Genomic DNA, 18,867 nt, shown 5'->3' with positions numbered 1-18,867 from the left:
TCGGATATTATGAGTTGAGTAGTGTAGAAAAATATGGTATATTGTGGAATAACATATAGTTTCTTGAGGCGGAGGGATAATATGCCATATCGTTACTCACAGTTAGATAAAGACAACACTGAATGGTTTAAGAACGATCTGAAGCCGTGTACGCTTTGCGGGATACATCTTCGGGCAGGAAAAATGAGGGGTATTTATCCTGTACATATAGAGTTCGAATATCCAATTACCGCAATTGCGGGGAGAAACGGGAGCGGAAAGTCCACGATTTTGGCACTGGCCTGCTGCGCCTATCATAATCGCACAGGCGGTTATGTACCACTGGATAGAAATAAGCCATACTATACGTTCAAAGATTTCTTCGTCTCAACAGATGATGAAGAGAAATTGGAAGGAATTGAGATCAAATATGTATTTCTTGGCGATTGGAAGAGTCCAAAAACCGGAATGAGATATACGCGGGGAAGCCAGATTCGGAAAAAGCGACGCGGCGGAAAATGGAACGATTACAGTAGACGGTTAAGTCGTAATGTCGTATTTCTGGGTATTCAGAGAATTGTCCCGCCCAGCGAGAGAAAGACAGAGTGTTCCTACTACAGGAAATTCCGTTCCACAGCGATTGACGAGAATACCAAGCGGCATATCTTAGAGGTTGCCGGAAGAGTAATGGGAAAACAATATACCTCTTTAGACTTGCGAACAGTAGATCGGAGAAGACTTTTTGTTGTGGATCGTCAGGCGCATCATTACTCGGGCTTTAATATGGGTGCGGGCGAAAATGCCATTTTTACCATTTTAATTGAATTGTTTTCGGCAGGAGAGGGCGCACTTTTAGTCATTGACGAGATTGAACTTGGTTTACATGAAGAAGCACAGAAGGCTTTTATTGAGGAACTCAAAAAAATTTGCAAAGAACGGCATTGTCAGATCATTTGTTCCACGCATTCCGGAGCAATACTTGATGCATTGCCGCCGGCAGGAAGAAAGTTTATTGAAACTTATCCCAACAAGACCGTTATTACAACGGGAATATCTGCGGCATACGCAACTGGAAAGCTTTCTGGAAAGGGAACAAAAGAAATAACTGTTTTGGTGGAAGACCAGATGGGAGAAAATATCGTCCAAGAATTTCTTCCGTCAGCGCTAAGGCGCAGAGTGCATATTGTGCCGATTGGGTCTGACCAAGCAGTTCTTCGCCAGCTTGCAGCACATTTTAGGGAAAATGATTACAGCTGCATTGCCATATTAGATGGAGACAAGGCAAAAGAGCGCCGTAGCGCCAAAGAGGCCGTGAGGCGAGCTCTTGAAAAACGATACAACGGATGGCAAGAGAATGAGATTGATGCTTGGCTGGACGGCCATCTGCGTTATTTTCCGGGCGAAACCTGTCCTGAAAAATGGATTTTAAGCGGGGTGACTCCGGCTATATGCCAAGAGTTATCGGTCCTTTGGGGCACTACAGAGGAAGATGTTGCTCAAATTGCGGAGGAAGCTTGCGGCTGTGTTACACACACAGAATTCCATTTTATTTCCGGCCGTATTGGACTGCCAGAAGTGCGTATCAGAGCAGATATTATTAGAGCAATTGCTGGTGCGTATTCCCAGGAGCGCAAGACTATTACGGCCCCAATACAAGAGATGTTAAAGGAATTCGAGAGTTAAATGTTGAGTGCTCAAACAACAGAACTATTAATAAAGTCTCGTATTGGTCAGCGAAAAAATGAAAAATTTGACGTAACTTTTTAACCGCAAAGCAAAAGAACAGTTCCTGATTTCGCAAGAAATCAGGAACTGTTTGGTGGAGACTACTGGACTCGAACCAGTGACCTCCTGCGTGTGAAGCAGGCGCTCTAACCAGCTGAGCTAAGCCTCCATTTCGATATTCTCTTGTTCTCCCATAAGACGCCGCGCATACCGGCGTCCTATGGGATGGTGACCCGTACGGGATTCGAACCCATGTTACAGCCGTGAAAGGGCCGTGTCTTAACCACTTGACCAACGGGCCATTGAATTTCTGCGACCCGGGACGCACCACGCGATACGTCCCAGGCGGAAGTGGTAGCGGCACCTGGATTTGAACCGGGGACACTGCGGGTATGAACCGCATGCTCTAGCCAACTGAGCTATGCCGCCATTGGAAGCGCCTCGATGGGCACGAATTACTATATCAGATCAGTCCGCCTTTTGTCAAGTCTTTCTCCAAATTTTTGTTGGGAAATTTTAAAATCCCCTCCGTCCCGCGAAGTCCTCTTGACATTCACCTCCTACATCTGTAGGATAGAGATGATGATACGACACTTGTAGGAGGTGGTCTTGATGCTCTCAGACCGGGAATGGACGGTGCTGACCGCCCTGTGGGACTCCGGCGGCGCGGCGCTGGGCAGCCTGACGCAGACCCTGCGGCCAAAGACCGGGTGGAGCCGGAACACCGTGCTGACCTATCTCACCCGGATGGAGGCCAAGGGGCTGGTTGCCATTGATAAAACGGTTTCCCCCCACCGCTACCAGGCGGCCTTAGACCGGCAGGACTGCCAGCGGCAGGAGCGGCAGAGCTTCCTCCGGCGGGTATACCAAGGCTCCGCCGGGGACCTGGTATCCGCTTTTTTGAAGGAGGAGCCGATCTCCCCCCAGGAACGGGAAGAGCTGCGGCGGCTGCTGGACGAGATGGAGGTGTAGACCGTGACCGATCTCTGGGGCTTTTTGCTGCAAACTCTGACAGTCTCCGGTGCGGCGGCGCTGCTGCTGGCGGTGAAGGCCGTGTTCCGGGACAAGCTCTCCCCCCGGTGGCAGGCCGCCGCCTGGGGCGTGCTGGGGCTGGTGCTGCTGGTACCGGCGGGCTGGGGCGGGCGGTACGTCCTTATCAACTGGCCCTGGCTGGTGGAGACGGCCAAAACTCTGCTCACCGGGACGTACACCCTGACGGCGGTATCCGCCCCCATTCCGCTGCCGCCCGCGGCAGCTCCCCGGACCTGGGCAGACTGGCTGTACCTCCTCTATCTCGCAGGGGTTCTGGCGCTGCTGGGACGCTATCTCGTCTCCTATATCCGCCTGCGGGCGGCGCTGCGCCGGGGCCAGCCGGCGGGGGAGGCGCGTACCGCCCAGATTGCCGCCGCGGCGGAGCGGTACGGCCTCACGGCCTGTCCCGCCGTAGAGGTGCCGGGCCTCTCCTCCGCCTTCATCTGCGGCCTTGTTCACCCAGTGCTGGCCCTGCCCGCCGGGGAGACGGACGAGAAGGTGCTGCTCCACGAGCTGCTGCATCTCCAATACCGGGATGTCCTCTGGGGGCTTGTTCTCTGCCTTGCCCGGTGCGTTCACTGGTGCAACCCGCTGTTATGGTACTGCGCAAACCAGGCCGGCAACGACCTGGAAGCCCTGTGCGACCAGCGGGTGCTGGAGCGGCTGGAGGGGGAGGAGCGGCGAGAATACGGCCGGATTCTGCTCTCCATGGCTGATGAAGTCTATGCCCGGGCTCCCGGCACCTCGTCCATGGCCAATGGAGGCAGGAACATCCGGCGCCGGATTGAGGCCATTGCCCGGTTCAAAAAATACCCCGCGGGGATGGCGCTGGCCTCCGTGTGCGTGACGGTGGTGCTGGCGCTGCCGCTGCTGCTGGGGCAGCGCGCCCAGGCGGTTTACACGGGCGGCCTTGGCAGTTCTGAACAGGCGGTGGATGTTGCCATGGCCTCCGCCCGGACCACGTACTGCACCACCTATGCCGGGGCCCTGGACGCCTACGCCAAGGCGGTCCTGGCGCAAAACGGCGTCTACCGCGCCATGTGCGCGCCCCTCTCCCAGCAGCAGCCCCTGGCTCAGTCTCTTCAGTTGACGGCCAAGCGCAGCGGCTGGCCCAACAAAGAGTGGAACTCCGGTCTTCCCGCCTGGCCCAACGAGCAGCGGGGCTATGTGTACTACAATCTGGTGGAGACGGAAGCGGACGTGTGGGAGGCCCTGCTGGTGGTGGAGCTGAACTACCCGCCGGAGGGCCGGCCGGCAGAGGAAAACACCTGGTACCTGGCCGTCCAGAGCGTCCAGGCGGAGCGGGAAGGCCGGCGCTGGGTGGTGACTCCCCTGGAGGCGTTTCGGGCCGTGGAGACCCAGAGCGGCGGCTGGGACTGGGGCTGTGAGGATCTGCCGGCCTGGCGCTACCAGGGTACTGGCGCGGGCTTTCAGGTTGCCGTGCTGCTGCAAACCAGCTGCTCCGTGGACTCCACCGTGACGGTGGAAACCGATGGAAGCTGGTTTTTAGGCCCTCAGACCTCCCTGGACCTGGCGCCCCGGCCCGGGGCGAACTTTGACATCCTGCGGGAGAGCTATCTTCTCCACGCCGCCTGCCTGGGCGGCGCGGACGAGGAGTCCGCCCTCTCCCGGATTGGGGTCAGCTACGCGCCCATGGGCGAAGGGGAGGAGCGGCCGACGCTCCAGAATCCAGAGCATCCGGACGGCGGCGGCTCCAGCACAGACGGCAGCGCCTGGTCCTCCCGCACCCTGGAGGAGGGCTGGGGGCCCACGGTCCGCCTGGGCGGGGGCGGTTCCGGCGGCGGCTTTCCGTTCTCCCTGCCGGGGGCCTACGCCGCGGACCTCTATCTCAACGACGTCCTGGCGGCGGAGCTGACGCTTCTGCCGGTGGAAGGAGGACCGCAATGACGCAGACCTTGTACCAGGGCGTGTCCCACGCCGCCTGGGGATATTTCTTTCTCTATTTCGACGTCAACCTCGGTCCCCTTAACGTCCTGCCGGACTGGGCGGCCTATCTGCTGTTTCTCTCCGCCATTGGAAAGCTCCGCGGGGAGCAGCGGGATTTCCTGCTGCTGCGGCCCCTGGGGATTGCGCTGGCGGCGTGGAACGGTGCGGACTGGCTGCTGTCCTGGGCGGGGCGGAGCGTGGACGGCCTCTTCCTCCCGCTGGACCTGTTGATCGCCGTGGCGGGTATCTATTTCCACTTCCAATTCCTCACAGACTGCGCGGAGCTGGCGTCCGTCCACCAGCCGCCGGAGGCGGGGGTAGACCAGCGCATCCGTCAGTGGCGGACGGTGCAGACGGTTCTTTTGACGCTGACCACCTGCCTCCTCTATGCCTCGGAATGGCTGGAAGTGGAACCGGTCCTCTACGCGTTCGCCGGAGCCTCTTTGATTGTGGGCCTTTGCATCATGGCGGCCATGTTTGCCCTGCGGCGGCTGTTCCGGGAGAAGGCGGCAGAGTGAGAATTCGGAAAAGCCCCCGGCCTGATGGCCGGGGGCTTGAGGCATTTATCAATACATCCCACCCATGTCGGGAGCTGCCGGGGCCGGAGCCGGAGGCTGCGTTGTCGCGGGCTCCGTATCCCGCGCCCCGCCGCCCGCGGCGGGGCTTACTCATTCCGCCGCTCCTCCTTTCCCCACAAAATCTTCGATTTTGCGGGGGCCCCCTGAGTTCGCCCGAGTCCCCACGGGAAAAGCCCCCGGCCTGATGGCCGGGGGCTTGAGGCATTTATCAATACATCCCACCCATGTCGGGAGCTGCCGGGGCCGGAGCCGGGGGCTCGGGCTTGTCGGCCACCAGAGACTCGGTGGTCAGCACCATGGAGCTGACGGAGGCGGCGTTCTCCAGAGCGGAGCGAGTCACCTTGGCCGGGTCGATGATGCCGGCGGAGACCATGTCGCAGTACTCCTCCTTATAGGCGTCGAAGCCGTAGCCATTCTTGCCGGAGGCGCGGACCTTCTCCAGAATCACGGAACCGTCCAGGCCGGCGTTGGCGGCGATCTGACGGATGGGGGCCTCCAGAGCCTTGGCGACAATGCGCACGCCGGTCTTCTCGTCGCCCTCCACGGTAGAGAGCAGAGCCTCCACGGCGGGGATGACGTTGACAAAGATCGTGCCGCCGCCGGCGACCACGCCCTCCTCAACAGCGGCGCGGGTGGCGTTCAGGGCATCCTCGATGCGCAGCTTCTTCTCCTTCATCTCGGTCTCCGTGGCAGCGCCCACCTTGATGACGGCCACGCCGCCGGAGAGCTTTGCCAGGCGCTCCTGGAGCTTTTCCTTATCGTAATCGCTGGTGGTAACGGCAATCTGGGCGCGGATCTGGCTCACCCGGTCCTTGATGGCCTGGGAATCGCCGGCGCCGTCCACGATGGTGGTGGTCTCCTTCGTGACCTTCACCTGACGGGCGCGGCCCAGCATGGAGATGTCGGCGGTCTTGAGCTCCAGGCCCACCTCCTCGCTGATGACGGTGCCGCCGGTGAGGATGGCGATATCCTGCAGCATCTCCTTGCGGCGGTCGCCAAAGCCGGGGGCCTTCACGCACACCACGTTCAGCGTGCCCCGCAGACGGTTCACGATCAGGGTGTTCAGGGCCTCGCCCTCCACGTCCTCGGCCACGATCACCAGCTTCTTGCCGGACTGGACCAGGGTCTCCAGGATGGGCAGAATGTCGGCGATCACGGAGATCTTTTTATCGGTGATGAGGATATAGGCGTCGTCGATGACGGCCTCCATCTTCTCAGTGTCAGTGACCATATAGGGGGTGATATAGCCCCGGTCAAACTGCATGCCCTCGACCACCTCGCTGTAGGTCTCAGCGGTCTTGGACTCCTCGATGGTGATGACGCCGTCGGCGCTGACCTTTTCCATGGCGTCCGCGATGAGCTGACCGATGGTGTCGTCACCGGAGGACACCGCGCCCACGCGGGCGATGTCCTTGGAGCCGTCCACGCTCTTGGACTGCTTCTTGACCTCGGCCACGGCGGCCTCCACGGCCTTGGACATGCCCTTCTTCACCACGATGGGGTTGGCGCCGGCGGCCAGGTTCTTGAGGCCCTCGTGGATCATGGCCTGGGCCAGGAGGGTGGCGGTGGTGGTGCCGTCGCCGGCCACGTCGTTGGTCTTGGTGGAGACCTCCTTCACCAGCTGGGCGCCCATGTTCTCAAAGGGGTCGTCCAGTTCGATCTCCTTGGCGATGGTCACGCCGTCGTTGGTGATGAGGGGAGAGCCGTACTTCTTGTCCAGAACCACGTTGCGGCCCTTGGGGCCCAGGGTGATCTTGACGGTATCGGCCAGGGAATTGACGCCGGCTTCCAGGGCCTTGCGGGCCTCGTCGCCGCGCTTGATGAGCTTAGACATACTGCATTACCTCCAAACAGAAGATGAATTTACATTGAACAAGCGCCCCGGAAACCCGCGCCCGCAGGCGCCAGGAAAAGGGGCCAGGGAAAAACCCAGGTTTTTCCCGGTTGATTTGCCTTTGGCAAATCAAAGATCTTCCATCATTTTCGGCAGGACATGCGCCTGCCGAAAATTCCACGACCCAGCCGCCGGGGGCGGCGTTCACCAGTCCGCAGACTGGTGAGGGGGAATCTAAAGGGGGGACGCGGTCCCCTCTTTAAGACCGAAGGTCATTCCACGATGGCCAGAATGTCGTTCTGGCGGACGACCACGTATTCCACGTCCTCCAACGTCACCTTTGTGCCGGCGTACTGGCTGGTGATCACCTTGTCGCCCACCTTCACAGTCATCACAATGTCCTTGCCGTCCACATTTCCGCCGGGGCCTACGGAGATGACCTCCGCCACGGAGGGCTTTTCCTTGGCGCTGCCAGTGAGGATGATGCCGCCCTTGGTGGTCTCCTCGGTCTCGACCATCTTCAAAATGACGCGGTCCGCAAGAGGTGTAAGTTTCATGCTGGGTTCCTCCTTATCATATTTCATTTCCATGAAAAACAAATTCAGCGTTAGCACTCTTCTTTCTCGAGTGCTAACGCTGTTATCATAGCGCAATGTTTTCCATTTGTAAAGGGGGTATCTATGAAGATTTTGTGAATTTGCAAAAACTCCGCCAACGCGGAGTCCCCCGCTTTCCAAAAAAGCGCCGCCCCTGCCGGGCGCGGCCTCAGCGGGCCGTGGCGTTGGGGCTGCACCCCCGGGGGCCGAAGAAGCGCACCCGCTTCTCCGCAAGGCGCATCGTGACCTCGCCGCTGCGGAAGCACTCTCCGTCCAGGCAGGTGACGATCTCCTCCCCGTGGGAGCGGATGCGGACCTCCCTGGCCGTCACCACCCGGGCAATCTGGGGAAATTTCCAGGACTCCCCGGCGGAATAGGCCGCAAAGAGCTTGGCAAAGGCCACCCTTCCAACCTTTCGGACTAGAATGGTGTGGAGGACGCCGTCATCCATCCGGGCCTCCGGCACCGGCATAGAGCCGCCGCCATAGTACCGCCCGTTACACATGGACACCAGAGCGAATTCCCCCTCCACCGCCCTGCCGTCCAGCCAGACCGTCCACCGGTGGCCCAGATCGCGGAAGAGGAAATTGACCGCCACCGACGCAAGATAGCTCCCCCGGCCTCTGAGAGGGGAGGCGTCGGTGATCCGGTGGACGCTGTCCGCCACCTGAGCGTCAATCCCGTTGCAGGCGATGGTGAGGCAGTACCGGCCGTTGCACTCGATCAGGTCCAGGGGGAACTCCGGTCCGTCCCAGAGGTTCTCCGCATCGGAGAACTTCTCCGCGTCCGGGCCGAAATTCTTCAAAAAGTCATTCCCCGTGCCGGCTGGAATCGAGGTCATCGCCGCGTTGTCAAAGCCCGCAATTCCGCCCGCCACCTCATGGATGGTGCCGTCGCCGCCGCAGGCGTAGATCCGCACCGCGCCGCCGCTCTCGGCCAGGCGCCGGGCCATCTCCCCGGCCCCGCCGGGGCGGTCGGTCAGCAGGCACTGGCACTCCAGGCCGTGCCGCCGGCGCAGCGCGTCCGCCATGGCGTACATCCGGGCGGTCTGGTCCCGCTTGCCTGCGTGGGGGTTGATGATCCATACATGGCGCATGGCGCTCCCTCCTTGATGTTCGTCCCCGCGGTCAGCGCCCGTACAAAAACGCGTCGCACTTGAGCATGCCGTTGTAGAGCTTGCGCTTTTTATCCGCCGGGCGGCCGAAGGCCCGCTCAAATTCCGTGTGGGAGGAGAGGACCACGACTCTCCACCCCGGCGGCAGGGTCCGCGCAGCGGCCCCGAAGCGGCGGTAGAGGGCCTCTGCCTCCGTTTTTTCCAAAAGCCGCTCGCCATAGGGCGGGTTTGTCACCAGCTGGCCATACGCGCTCTCCCGGTGAAACTTCCCGGCGTCCGCCACCTCGAAGCGCACGCAGTCCTCCACCCCCGCCAGGGCCGCGTTGTGGCGGCTCAATTCCACGGCGGCGGGGTCGATGTCTCCGCCCCAGATGTCGTAGCTGCCGTGGAACTCCTTGTCCATCGCCTCCTCCGCCGCGTCCAGCCAGAGTGTTCCAGGCATGGTTTTCCACTTCTGGGCGGCAAAGCTCCTCTCCAGGCCGGGAGCCCGGTTCTTGGCGATGAGGGCCGCCTCGATGGGGATCGTGCCGGAGCCGCAGAAGGGGTCGCAGAACGCATCCCTCCCCCGGTAGCGGGAGAGCAGCACCAGCGCCGCCGCCAGGGTTTCCCGCAGCGGCGCGCCCAGATTCTGGGCCCGGTAGCCCCGCTTGTAGAGCCCCTCGCCGGAGGTGTCCAGGTAGAGCGCCGCGGTGTCCTTGATGATGGCGAACTGAATCTGATACCGCCGCCCGGTCTCCGGCAGCGTCTCCCGGCCATAGGCCCGGCCCAGCCGCTGCGCCGCCGCTTTTTTCACAATCGCCTGGCAGGCGGGAACGGAGTGGAGCTTGGAGTTTAAGGAGTAGCCCTTCACGGGGAACTCCCCGTCAGAGGGGATGAAGTCCTCCCAGGGGAGGGCCGCCACGCCCTGGAAGAGGGATTCAAAGTCCGGGGCCGGAAAGGAGCCCAGCTCCATCAGCACCCGGGCCCCGCACCGGAGATTGATGTTCAGCCGGGCGATGTCCGCCATCGTCCCCTCGCAGTGGACCCTTCCGTTCTCCGCCCGGACGCCTCCGAGATTCAGCCGCCGCATCTCGTCGGCCACCAGGGATTCCAATCCAAACAAACAGGGCACCGTCAGCGTCATGGCCGCCCCTCCTTTTTACTCATGGTTTGCTGTTCCTGGACGTAGTATAACAGGAAACCGGGGAGAACGCAATGCGGCAGATTGTAACCGAAATGAAATGGTTTTCCCCATCTGGGTATGCTATGATAAAAGCGTCCGGTTTTTTGTCAGGATGCAAACCTCAGGTTGCGCGGAATCTTCCGGCTGCAAATTGAAGTTGGTGGAAAAGACGGGGGAGCTTTGCTAGAATTTCAGACATGGAGGAGACAGGAATGCCCTTTGGACAGCGGTTGCAGGAGGTGCGCCGGAAAAACGGAATGACGCAGGAGGAGTTTGCCGCCCAGCTCAAGGTCTCGCGGCAGGCGGTCAGCAAGTGGGAGTCCTGCCGGGGCTATCCGGAGATTGAAAAAATCATTTTCATCTGCAACCGCTATGGCGTGACGATGAACGAGCTGTTTTGCGAGGAGGTCCCCCTTCCCGGGCGGGAGGCGCGGGCCCCGGAGCACCCGGAGCGCCGGACGCTGAAAACAGCGCTGTCCTCGTTTTTCACGAATCTCTCTCCGGAGAACAAGTGGGTGGGCGCCGGCAGTCTGCTCTGCGTGACGCTGCTGCTCCTGCTGTGTATCAAACTTTTGAAAGGAGGCGTGGATCACATGATGACCTTTGTTTGGATTGGAGCCATCATCGTCTTTGGCATTGTGGAGGCGGCGACGGCGGGGCTGGTCTCCATCTGGTTTGTGGTGGGCTCCGTGGCGGCTCTGCTGGCCGCGGCGGCGGGATTGAGCCTTCTGGCCCAGATCGTGCTGTTTCTCGTGGTCTCGGCGGCGGCTCTGGCGGCCACCCGGCCCCTGGTGCGAAAGCTCTCCACCGGCAAGGCGGTGCCTACCAACGCGGACCGGGTGCTGGGAGCCACCGGCAAGGTGACGGAGACCATCGACAACGAAAATTCCTCCGGCGCCGTCTATGTGGACGGCAAGACCTGGACCGCCCGCAGCGCCGACGGCGCCGTGATTCCGGCCGGGGAACCTGTGGAGATTACGTCCATGGAGGGCGTGAAGCTCATTGTCAATCCATGTGTGGAAAAGGAAGGAGTTCAATAAATGGAAGGCATTTTCAGTATCGCGGCTATCTTGATTCTGGTGGCGCTGGTTCTGGTGCTGCTGATCGGCAACATTCACATTGTCCAGCAGTCCAAGGCGTATGTGGTGGAGCGCTTGGGCGCGTTCCACACCGTGTGGAATGTGGGTCTGCACTTCAAGGTGCCCTTTCTCATGCGGGTGGCCAAGAAGGTGTCCTTGAAGGAGCAGGTGGCGGACTTCGCCCCCCAGCCCGTCATCACCAAGGACAACGTCACCATGCAGATCGACACGGTCATCTACTTCCAGATTACCGATCCCAAGCTCTATACCTACGGCGTGGAGCACCCCATGAGCGCCATTGAGAACCTCACGGCAACGACGCTGCGCAACATCATCGGTGAGATGGAGCTGGACCAATCCCTCACCAGCCGGGACACCATCAACGCCAAGATGCGCTCCATTCTGGACGAGGCCACGGACCCCTGGGGCATCAAGGTCAACCGGGTGGAGCTGAAGAACATCATCCCGCCCAAGGAGATCCAGAACGCCATGGAAAAGCAGATGAAGGCGGAGCGGGAGCGCCGGGAGTCCATCCTCCAGGCGGAGGGCCAGAAGCAGAGCCAGATTCTGGTGGCCGAGGGCGAGAAGCAGTCCGCCATCCTGAAGGCGGACGCCGCCAAGCAGGCCGCGATTTTGAAGGCCGAGGGCGAGAAGGAGGCCCGCATTATGGCCGCGGAGGCGGAGGCCCAGGCCATCATGCAGGTGCAGCAGGCCATGGCGGACTCCCTGCGTCTTTTGAACGCCGCCGCGCCCAACGACCAGGTGGTGAAGCTCAAGGCGCTGGAGGCCATGCAGAAGGTGGCGGACGGCAAGGCCACGAAGATCATCATCCCCTCGGAGCTCCAGGGCCTGGCGGGCCTGGCGGCCAGCGCAAAGGCCGTCTTTGAAAGCGAGGAGCCCAAAGCCGAATAACCAAAGAGAGGACCGCCTTTGGCGGTCCTCTCTCCATGAATCAAAGTCTCGCGGAGCTTCCCGCTATCTCCGGCGCGCTCCGAAACGCGCCTGCGGGTGTGGGCGTGAAAGGAATCGAATCGCTGTGTACACGGCAGAAAGCGCGCCGCGGGGAGCCATGGTCCGCTGAAAGCTCGCAGCGAATCCCCCGCGCGGCAGGGCTTTGCCCCTTTTGCGGCTTAGCCCCGGCCCTCCCGGATGAGCGCCTCCAGCTGCCGCCGGATGGCGGCTGGGGCGGGGACAATCTCCTCCTCCGGCCCTGGTTTGGGCGGCGCTGCCGCGGGGGCTGGCTCCGCCCGGCTCCTCTCCGCCCGGCGCCGGGCCGCGTTTTGATAGTTGGCGCACTTTTCGGCGTAGGCCGCCGCGTCCCGGCGGATGGTGTCCGCCATGAACAAGAAGGCCATCTGGGTCTTTTCCGACATCGCGGGGTAGCGGCTCTCAAAGCCGGTGATGCCGTCCTGGCCGCCGGACTCCCGCTCGCCGCACTCCTGAGGGCCCGGAAGAGAAGGCCCAGCTGTTCATCCGGAAGTCCCGCCACCCGGTGGTAGTTGTCAAAATACAAAAGGATGCTGGATCGCTTTCCCCGCATCAAAAATCCCCCTCCCTCTCCCGCCCCTCCCGGGCGGGTGTTCTTCTACAGAGGGCGCGCCGGAGCGGGAGCCTTGCACGCGGCGGGGCAAGGCCTGGAGAAGTTTTTCAAAATTCAGGAAGATTTTGCGGATATAGGAAAAGAGATAGAAAAGAGAGAAAGACAGAGAAAAAGAGCCGCAGGCCCGTGGCCCGCCGCCAGGGGAGCGGCCTCCGGGCCTGGAGGGCCGCTGTCCCCCCTCTTTTGGGCGTCACAGTGCGCCTTTTGAAGCCCTGTATGTTTTTCTTGGCCCGGAGGCCGGGGATGCCTCGCCGGTTCCAAGCGCGAACCTTCTTCCACCGCTTTTAACCATTGGTTAAAAAATCCGCCGGAAAGCTGAACGCCTCTCGATTGCGCGGGCGGGGGAGGTCTGGTATCATGGCAGATGGAAAGGGGAGAGGTCCATGAACATGCACGAGATCATTCGGAACCGGCGGAGGGAGCTGGGGCTGACCCAGGAACAGCTGGCGGGGAAGCTGGGGGTCTCCGCCCCAGCGGTGAACAAGTGGGAGCGGGCGGGCTCCTATCCGGACATCACGCTGCTGCCGGTGCTGGCCCGGACGCTGGGAGTGGATTTGAACACGCTGCTGAGCTTTCAGGAGGATTTGACGGACCAGGAGATCGGGATGTTTTTGAACACGCTCCATGAGGCGGCCCGGGCGGAGGGCTTCGACGCGGCCTTCGCCCGGGCGGAGGAAAAGCTCCGGGAGTTCCCGGGGAACGACCGTCTGGCCTACAGCGTAGCCGTGCTGCTGGAGGGGCTCCTCTGCGGCGGGCCGGAGCAAAGGCAGGAGGAGATCGGCGCCCTCTACGAGCGCTGCCGGAACAGCGCCGACCCTCAGGTTCGGGAGTGGGCCGTCCACGCCCTGGCCATCCGCCTGCTGAAGCGGGGGGAGCTGGACCGGGCGGAAACGCTGCTGGAAGCGCTCTCCGACACCCACCGGGGCAAGCGGGAAACCCTGGCTGCCCTGCGGCGCAGGCAGGGGCGCACGGGGGAGGCCTGGACGCTTTTGGAGCGGGAGCTCTTTGACCACGCCCACGGGCTTCAGACGGTGCTGCTGAAGATGATCGAGTGGGCCCTGGAGGAGGGGGACTGGGCCTATGCCCGCCTGCTCTCGGATCGGGCGGAGCAGGCGGGGGCATGTCTGGACCTCTCAGACTACGCGGTGCTCTCCGCGCCTTTGCAGCTGGCGCTGGCGGAACAGGACGGCCCCCAGGCCATCCGCCTGCTGGAGCGGATGCTCCGCAGCCTGGCCTCGCCCTGGGATTTGAGCGAGTCCCCGCTGTACCGCCATCTCTTGACAAAGGACGCCGCCGGGGAGGCCCAGACGCCGCTGATCTCCCTTCTGCTGGATGAGGTGGAGCGGGACCAGGCGTGTGCCTTCCTCTGGGAGCTGCCGGAGTACAGGGCGCTTCTCCAGCGCTGGAGGACGCCGTAAGACCGTGCCCGGCCGCTTTTTCACCGTCTCTTTCCACGCTTTCAGCATCATAAAAAGCCGTGCCTGAAGGTTCAGGCACGGCTTTTCTTTTTACAGTCTGGTCACAACGGGAATGACCATGGGACTTCTCCGGGTGGTTTTGAAGAGGTAGCTGCTGACGGCGGACTTCACCGTGCCCCGCAGCTCCCCATCGTCCCGGGCGCGCTTGCGGGAGACGGACTCCGCCGCGTCCTGGGCCACGCTCTGAAGCTCCTTCATCAAATCCCCGGACTCCTTGACATAGATGAAGCCCCGGGTGACGATCTCCGGCTCGCTGAGCAGGTCCCCGTTGTGGGCGGAGATGGGCAGGACCACCACCACCATGCCGTCCTCAGCCAGGCGCTTGCGGTCCCGCATGACCACGGTCCCCACGTCGCCAACGCCCGCGCCGTCCACGTAGATCTCGCCGGCGGGCACGGTGCCGCCCAATTTCAGCGTCTTGGTGGTCAGCTCCACCACGGTGCCGTTGTCGGCAATGGCGATGTGGTTGCGGTCCATGCCCATCTGCTGGGCCACCTGGGAGTGGATCTGGAGCATCCGCTGCTCGCCGTGGAGGGGGACGAAAAACCGGGGCTTGGTCAGGGCGTGGATGATCTTCAGCTCCTCCTGGCAGGCGTGGCCGGAGACGTGGAGCATGTCGGCCCGGTCGTAGACCACCTTGACCCCCTTGCGGAAGAGCTCGTTGATGACCCGGCCCACCGTGACCTCGTTGCCGGGGATGGCGGAGGCGGAGATAATCACCTTGTCCCCCGCCCCCAGCTCCACCTGCTTGTGGGTGGAGAAGGCCATGCGGTACAGGGCGCTCATCTCCTCGCCCTGGGAGCCGGTGGTGACGATGACCTGCTTGTTCTTGGGCAGGCCCTTGATCCGGCTGATGTCCATGAGGGTGTTCTTGGGCACCTTCATATACCCCAGCTCCGTGGAAACCCGCATCATGTTCTCCATGCTGCGGCCGGTGACGGCCACCTTCCGCCCCGCCTGGGCCGCCGCGGTAAGGACCTGCTGAATCCGGTGGACGTTGGAGGCGAAGGTGGTGACGATGATGCGCTCGTCGCAGTTTTGGAACTGGCGGGCAAAGGTGGCTCCCACCGTTTTTTCCGATGGGGTGAAGCCCGGGCGCTCCACGTTGGTGGAGTCGGCGCACAGGCACAAAACGCCCTCCTTGCCCAGCTCCCCGAACCGGGCCAGGTCGATCACCTCCCCGTCGATGGGGGTGGAGTCGATCTTGAAGTCGCCGGTGTGGACCACGGTTCCCATGTGGGTGTGGATGGCAAAGGCCACGGAGTCCGCGATGGAGTGGTTCACATGGATGAACTCCACGGTGAACTTGCCCGCCCGGACGCTCTTGCCCGGCTCCACGGTGATGAGCTTGGTGGACTTTGTAAGACCGTGCTCCTCCAGCTTGAGCTTGATGAGGCCCGCGGTGAAGCGGGTGCAGTAGATGGGCATGTTCACCTGCTTGAGCACATAGGGGATGGCCCCCACGTGGTCCTCGTGGCCGTGGGTGATGAAGAGGCCCCGAATCCGGGCCCGGTTTTTGATGAGATAGGTCACGTCGGGGATGATGGAGTCAATGCCGTACATGTCGTCCCCGGGGAAGGCCATGCCGCAGTCCACCACGATGATCTCCCCGCCGAACTCAAAGACCGTCATGTTCTTGCCGATCTCATTGAGTCCGCCCAAGGGAATGATTTTCAATTTTTCTGCCATGAATGAAATTCCTTCTTTCCAAAAAAGTATGGAAGCCTCCCATTCCAGGCCCGGTCACACGCGCCAAAAAGGGCGCAGAAAACCCAGGCGTCCGTCGCCTGCACAGCCCCGTTTCGCTGTCAGGAGGTCCGGTCACGCCAGGAAAAGCCTATGGGAGCCTCTGTCTCTATTTCCACCGCAGCGGCACGCGCCGCAGCAAAACACAAAGAAAATGAGCGGGGGAGCACCCTCCCCCCGGCGCCGCCCGGGCGCCCTGGTCCATGCGCCGCCTCCGCGCCCTCCGGCGGCAGGTCATATGGCAGCGATCATACATTGGTACTGTTCATTATAACACAGAAAAGGCGGTTTGTATACAGAAATTTTCATTTGTTTTGCACCCGGCGGGCAGGCATGGCGGCCGCGCCCCGGGGAGCCGGGGGGCCGGAGGGCGGTTTTTCCCCGCGTTCCATGCCGGCGCCGGCTCTTTTTTCGCTTTTTCCATTGCTTCTTTTTCCTGAAACTGCTATACTAAGACTCTAAAGCAATGGCGGCCGTCCCCGCTGTCCGGGCGCCGCGTCAAGGAGCGTTTGCGATGAACAACAAAAAACTCTCCCGTCTGCTGGAGCCGAATTTAAAGCTGTACTTCCTCTTTCTGGTGATCTTTACCCTGGCCGCCGTGCCCATCAGCCCGCTTCTGGCGCTGGTGGAGGGCGTGGCCACCGCGGCGCTGTACGCCTATTTTCGCAGCCGCAACCAAAAGCGCCGCCAGAACATCATGCAGTATATCGACAACGTCACCGGCAGCGTGGACACCGCCAGCAAGTCCACCCTCATCAACTCTCCGCTGCCCATCATGGTCTTCCGGCCCGACACCGGAGAGGTCATCTGGAGCAACGAGAACTTTTTGCAGCTGGCCGGCGTGCGGGAGCACCTTTTTGAGATGCGGGTGGAGGACGCGGTGCCCCATTTCCCCGTTCAGTGGCTTCTGGAGCGCAAACAGGAGTGCCCGGAGCGGGTGGAGATGAACAGCCGCCGCTTCCGGGTCTACGGCAGCCTGGTCCGGGCCAGGGGCCGGGGCGGGGAGCAGAGCCTGGTGGCCACCACCTACTGGGTGGACACCACCGAGGCCGACCACCTCCGCGCCGCCTACACCGCCACCCGCCCGGTGCTGGCGATTTTGATGCTGGACAACTACGAGGATTTGATGAAGGCCTGCGCCGACACGGCGCGCAGCGCCATCCTGGCCCAGATTGACGAAAAGCTGGGCGCCTGGGCCGCGGCGGGGGAGGGGCTGCTGCTGAAAACCGAGCGGGACCGCTACCTCTTCCTCTTTGAGGAGTGCCATTACCCCCACTTCGCGGAGGAGAAATTCTCCATCCTGGACTCCATCCGGGAGATCCGGCTGGGGGAGGGGGTCTATCCCACCCTCTCCATCGGCGTGGGCAAGGATGCCGACGGCATTCCGGAGCTCTATAAAAACGCCAAGCTCTCCCTGGAGATGGCCCTGAGCCGGGGCGGCGACCAGGCGGTGGTCCGGGGGAGAGTGGACTTTGAGTTCTACGGCGGGCGGAGCAAGTCCTCGGAAAAGCGGACGAAGGTGAAGTCCCGGGTGATGGCCAACGCCCTGCGGGAGCTGATGGCGGACGCCGGCGAGGTCTATATCATGGGCCACAGCTTTGCCGACATGGACGCCGTGGGCGCGGCGGTGGGCGTTTGCTGCGCGGCGAGAAAGCAGGGAAAGACCGCCCGGATCGTCATTGATCTGGAGCGCAACGCCGCCGGGCCGCTGCTGGCCGCTCTCCAGGCCCTGCCGGAGTACGCGGACGTCTTTCTCCCCGGCAGCGAGGCCTTTTTGCGGCTTCGTCCGGGGGCCCTTCTGGTGGTGGTGGACACCAGCCGCCCCGACATGGTGGAGAGCCACCAGGTGCTGGAGAGCTGCAACCGGGTGGCGGTCATCGACCACCACCGCCGCTCCGCCAGCTATATTGAAAACGCGGCCTTCAGCTTCCACGAGCCCTATGCCTCCTCCGCCTCGGAGCTGGTGACAGAGCTTTTGCAGTACCTGGTGGAGCCCATGGACCTTCTGCGGGAGGAGGCGGAGGCGCTTCTGGCGGGCATCGTGCTGGACACGAAGCACTTCACCCAGCGCACCGGCGGGCGGACCTTTGAGGCCGCGGCGTTTTTGCGGCGGGCGGGGGCAGACACCGCCTCGGTCCAGCGGCTGTTCCAAAGCGACCTTCAGGACATGGTCACTCGCTATGACATCATCCGGCGGGCGGACCTCTACCGGGAGAACATCGCCCTCTCCGTCATTCCCGAGGACGGGGTGGACCGGGTGGCCGCGGCCCAGGCCGCCGACGAGCTGCTGACCCTCAAGGGGGTCCAGGCCAGCTTTGTCCTCTACCGCAGCGGGGAGGATGTGCTGATGTCCGCCCGCTCCCTGGGGGATATCAACGTGCAGGTCATCTTAGAGGCCCTGGGCGGCGGCGGAAATTCCACCACCGCCGGCGGGCGGGTGGAGCATGGCGACGTTTCCGCCGTCAAGACGCGGCTGGTGGACGCCATCGACGCCTATTTTGAAAAATAACAAAGGAGCGCGACATCCATGAAAGTGATTTTACAGCAGGACGTGCGGGGCCAGGGCAAGAAGGGCCAGCTGGTAGAGGTGAGCGAGGGCTATGCCCGGAACTTTCTTCTGCCCCGGAAGCTGGCCATCGCCGCCACGCCCGACGCCATCAACACCATGAATCTCAAGGAGAAGGCCCGCAAGGCGGAGGAGGCCCGGCTGAAGGCCGAGGCGGAGGCCACGGCGGAGAAGCTCAAGGAGTGCATGGTGAAGCTCACCGCCAAGGCGGGCAGCGGCGGCAAGCTCTTTGGCGCCGTGACCACCAAGGAGATCTCCGAGGGGCTCAAGGAGCAGTTCGGAGTGGACGTCCCCAAGCAGAAGCTGGTTTTGGAGGAGCCCATCAAGGCCTTTGGCAGCTATCAGGTGAAAGCAAAGCTGGGCTTTGAGGTGAATGGGACCGTGTACGTCTCGGTATATGAGGAGAAGTGAGTCGGCCGTCTGATGGGACG

At 62.0% G+C, this 18,867-nt stretch carries 15 protein-coding genes and 3 tRNA genes; 9 read left to right on the top strand and 9 right to left on the bottom strand.

The annotated features are described in order from the left end of the window. The first annotated feature begins 81 nt into the window (after positions 1-81). Entirely contained in the window at positions 82-1,662 is a 1,581-nt protein-coding gene (locus KJS55_RS07715) for an ATP-dependent nuclease (protein ID WP_213543052.1), read from the top strand. Between the two features lie 134 nt (positions 1,663-1,796). Here the strand turns inward: KJS55_RS07715 and KJS55_RS07710 are convergent. The 3 genes from KJS55_RS07710 to KJS55_RS07700 form a co-directional block, all read right to left on the bottom strand. Next, positions 1,797-1,873, bottom strand: a tRNA-Val gene (locus tag KJS55_RS07710). Between the two features lie 57 nt (positions 1,874-1,930). After that, positions 1,931-2,005 (bottom strand) — tRNA-Glu (locus KJS55_RS07705). Positions 2,006-2,056: 51 nt separating this feature from the next. Further along, positions 2,057-2,133: transfer RNA gene (locus KJS55_RS07700), tRNA-Met, on the bottom strand. 183 nt (positions 2,134-2,316) lie between these two features. Here KJS55_RS07700 and KJS55_RS07695 point away from each other — a divergent pair. Genes KJS55_RS07695 through KJS55_RS07685 form a run of 3 tightly spaced genes read left to right on the top strand, consistent with a single transcriptional unit; the run spans position 2,317 to position 5,201 of the window. After that, entirely contained in the window at positions 2,317-2,676 is a 360-nt protein-coding gene (locus KJS55_RS07695; RefSeq protein WP_228300487.1) for a BlaI/MecI/CopY family transcriptional regulator, read from the top strand. A 3-nt stretch (positions 2,677-2,679) separates the two neighbouring features. Then, the gene (locus tag KJS55_RS07690) at positions 2,680-4,644 is read left to right on the top strand and encodes a M56 family metallopeptidase (RefSeq protein ID WP_187030213.1); all 1,965 of its coding nucleotides are present in this window, start codon (positions 2,680-2,682) and stop codon (positions 4,642-4,644) included. After that, on the top strand, positions 4,641-5,201 hold the full coding sequence (locus KJS55_RS07685; RefSeq protein WP_187030212.1) for a hypothetical protein: 561 nt from the start codon (positions 4,641-4,643) through the stop codon (positions 5,199-5,201). The genes KJS55_RS07690 and KJS55_RS07685 overlap by 4 nt, the downstream gene beginning before the upstream one ends. Positions 5,202-5,469: 268 nt before the next feature. Here the strand turns inward: KJS55_RS07685 and groL are convergent, their stop codons facing one another. From groL to KJS55_RS07665, 4 genes are all read right to left on the bottom strand, one after another. Next, positions 5,470-7,095, bottom strand: coding sequence for a chaperonin GroEL (gene groL, locus KJS55_RS07680; protein WP_187030211.1), 1,626 nt, complete (start codon positions 7,093-7,095; stop codon positions 5,470-5,472). A gap of 272 nt (positions 7,096-7,367) precedes the next feature. Then, entirely contained in the window at positions 7,368-7,652 is a 285-nt protein-coding gene (locus tag KJS55_RS07675; RefSeq protein WP_187030210.1) for a co-chaperone GroES, read from the bottom strand. 208 nt (positions 7,653-7,860) lie between these two features. Next, positions 7,861-8,787: a diacylglycerol/lipid kinase family protein gene (locus KJS55_RS07670; protein ID WP_213543051.1), complete on the bottom strand. Its 927-nt coding sequence runs from the start codon at positions 8,785-8,787 to the stop codon at positions 7,861-7,863. 31 nt (positions 8,788-8,818) lie between these two features. Continuing rightward, complete coding sequence (locus tag KJS55_RS07665) at positions 8,819-9,928, bottom strand: THUMP domain-containing class I SAM-dependent RNA methyltransferase (RefSeq protein WP_187030208.1); 1,110 nt, start codon at positions 9,926-9,928, stop codon at positions 8,819-8,821. A 251-nt stretch (positions 9,929-10,179) separates the two neighbouring features. Here KJS55_RS07665 and KJS55_RS07660 point away from each other — a divergent pair, with 251 nt between their 5' ends. After that, a complete protein-coding gene (locus tag KJS55_RS07660; protein ID WP_213543050.1) occupies positions 10,180-11,007 on the top strand; it encodes an NfeD family protein in 828 nt (275 codons plus the stop codon). Next, positions 11,008-11,958 (top strand): SPFH domain-containing protein, encoded by a 951-nt coding sequence (locus KJS55_RS07655; RefSeq protein WP_187030206.1) that lies wholly within the window; start codon positions 11,008-11,010, stop codon positions 11,956-11,958. 218 nt (positions 11,959-12,176) lie between these two features. Here KJS55_RS07655 and KJS55_RS07650 read toward each other — a convergent pair whose 3' ends face one another. Then, on the bottom strand, positions 12,177-12,419 hold the full coding sequence (locus KJS55_RS07650) for a DUF6291 domain-containing protein (protein WP_213543049.1): 243 nt from the start codon (positions 12,417-12,419) through the stop codon (positions 12,177-12,179). 616 nt (positions 12,420-13,035) lie between these two features. Here KJS55_RS07650 and KJS55_RS07645 point away from each other — a divergent pair. Further along, the gene (locus tag KJS55_RS07645; RefSeq protein ID WP_187030204.1) at positions 13,036-14,064 is read left to right on the top strand and encodes a helix-turn-helix domain-containing protein; all 1,029 of its coding nucleotides are present in this window, start codon (positions 13,036-13,038) and stop codon (positions 14,062-14,064) included. 90 nt (positions 14,065-14,154) lie between these two features. Here the strand turns inward: KJS55_RS07645 and KJS55_RS07640 are convergent, their stop codons facing one another. Further along, on the bottom strand, positions 14,155-15,813 hold the full coding sequence (locus KJS55_RS07640) for a ribonuclease J (protein WP_213543048.1): 1,659 nt from the start codon (positions 15,811-15,813) through the stop codon (positions 14,155-14,157). A 571-nt stretch (positions 15,814-16,384) separates the two neighbouring features. On the opposite strand from KJS55_RS07640, the gene KJS55_RS07635 reads away from it, so the two are divergent. Both KJS55_RS07635 and rplI read left to right on the top strand, forming a co-directional pair. Beyond that, positions 16,385-18,379 (top strand): DHH family phosphoesterase, encoded by a 1,995-nt coding sequence (locus KJS55_RS07635; RefSeq protein WP_213543047.1) that lies wholly within the window; start codon positions 16,385-16,387, stop codon positions 18,377-18,379. An 18-nt stretch (positions 18,380-18,397) separates the two neighbouring features. After that, positions 18,398-18,847, top strand: coding sequence for a 50S ribosomal protein L9 (gene rplI, locus KJS55_RS07630; RefSeq protein ID WP_187030201.1), 450 nt, complete (start codon positions 18,398-18,400; stop codon positions 18,845-18,847). The last annotated feature ends 20 nt before the right edge of the window (positions 18,848-18,867 follow it).

This window comes from Pusillibacter faecalis (genome assembly GCF_018408705.1).
GTDB classification, from domain to species: domain Bacteria; phylum Bacillota; class Clostridia; order Oscillospirales; family Oscillospiraceae; genus Oscillibacter; species Oscillibacter faecalis.
The sequence above is the reverse complement of the archived record's forward strand: the minus strand, read 5'-3'. Positions and strand labels throughout refer to the sequence as shown.

Coding starts and splice junctions, on each gene's coding strand:
- KJS55_RS07715 (WP_213543052.1), top strand. CDS start 82: ATGCCATATCGTTACTCACAGTTAGATAAAGACAACACTGAATGGTTT.
- KJS55_RS07695 (WP_228300487.1), top strand. CDS start 2,317: ATGCTCTCAGACCGGGAATGGACGGTGCTGACCGCCCTGTGGGACTCC.
- KJS55_RS07685 (WP_187030212.1), top strand. CDS start 4,641: ATGACGCAGACCTTGTACCAGGGCGTGTCCCACGCCGCCTGGGGATAT.
- groL (WP_187030211.1), bottom strand. CDS start 7,095: ATGTCTAAGCTCATCAAGCGCGGCGACGAGGCCCGCAAGGCCCTGGAA.
- KJS55_RS07675 (WP_187030210.1), bottom strand. CDS start 7,652: ATGAAACTTACACCTCTTGCGGACCGCGTCATTTTGAAGATGGTCGAG.
- KJS55_RS07670 (WP_213543051.1), bottom strand. CDS start 8,787: ATGCGCCATGTATGGATCATCAACCCCCACGCAGGCAAGCGGGACCAG.
- KJS55_RS07665 (WP_187030208.1), bottom strand. CDS start 9,928: ATGACGCTGACGGTGCCCTGTTTGTTTGGATTGGAATCCCTGGTGGCC.
- KJS55_RS07660 (WP_213543050.1), top strand. CDS start 10,180: ATGCCCTTTGGACAGCGGTTGCAGGAGGTGCGCCGGAAAAACGGAATG.
- KJS55_RS07655 (WP_187030206.1), top strand. CDS start 11,008: ATGGAAGGCATTTTCAGTATCGCGGCTATCTTGATTCTGGTGGCGCTG.
- KJS55_RS07650 (WP_213543049.1), bottom strand. CDS start 12,419: ATGTCGGAAAAGACCCAGATGGCCTTCTTGTTCATGGCGGACACCATC.
- KJS55_RS07645 (WP_187030204.1), top strand. CDS start 13,036: ATGCACGAGATCATTCGGAACCGGCGGAGGGAGCTGGGGCTGACCCAG.
- KJS55_RS07640 (WP_213543048.1), bottom strand. CDS start 15,813: ATGGCAGAAAAATTGAAAATCATTCCCTTGGGCGGACTCAATGAGATC.
- KJS55_RS07635 (WP_213543047.1), top strand. CDS start 16,385: ATGAACAACAAAAAACTCTCCCGTCTGCTGGAGCCGAATTTAAAGCTG.
- rplI (WP_187030201.1), top strand. CDS start 18,398: ATGAAAGTGATTTTACAGCAGGACGTGCGGGGCCAGGGCAAGAAGGGC.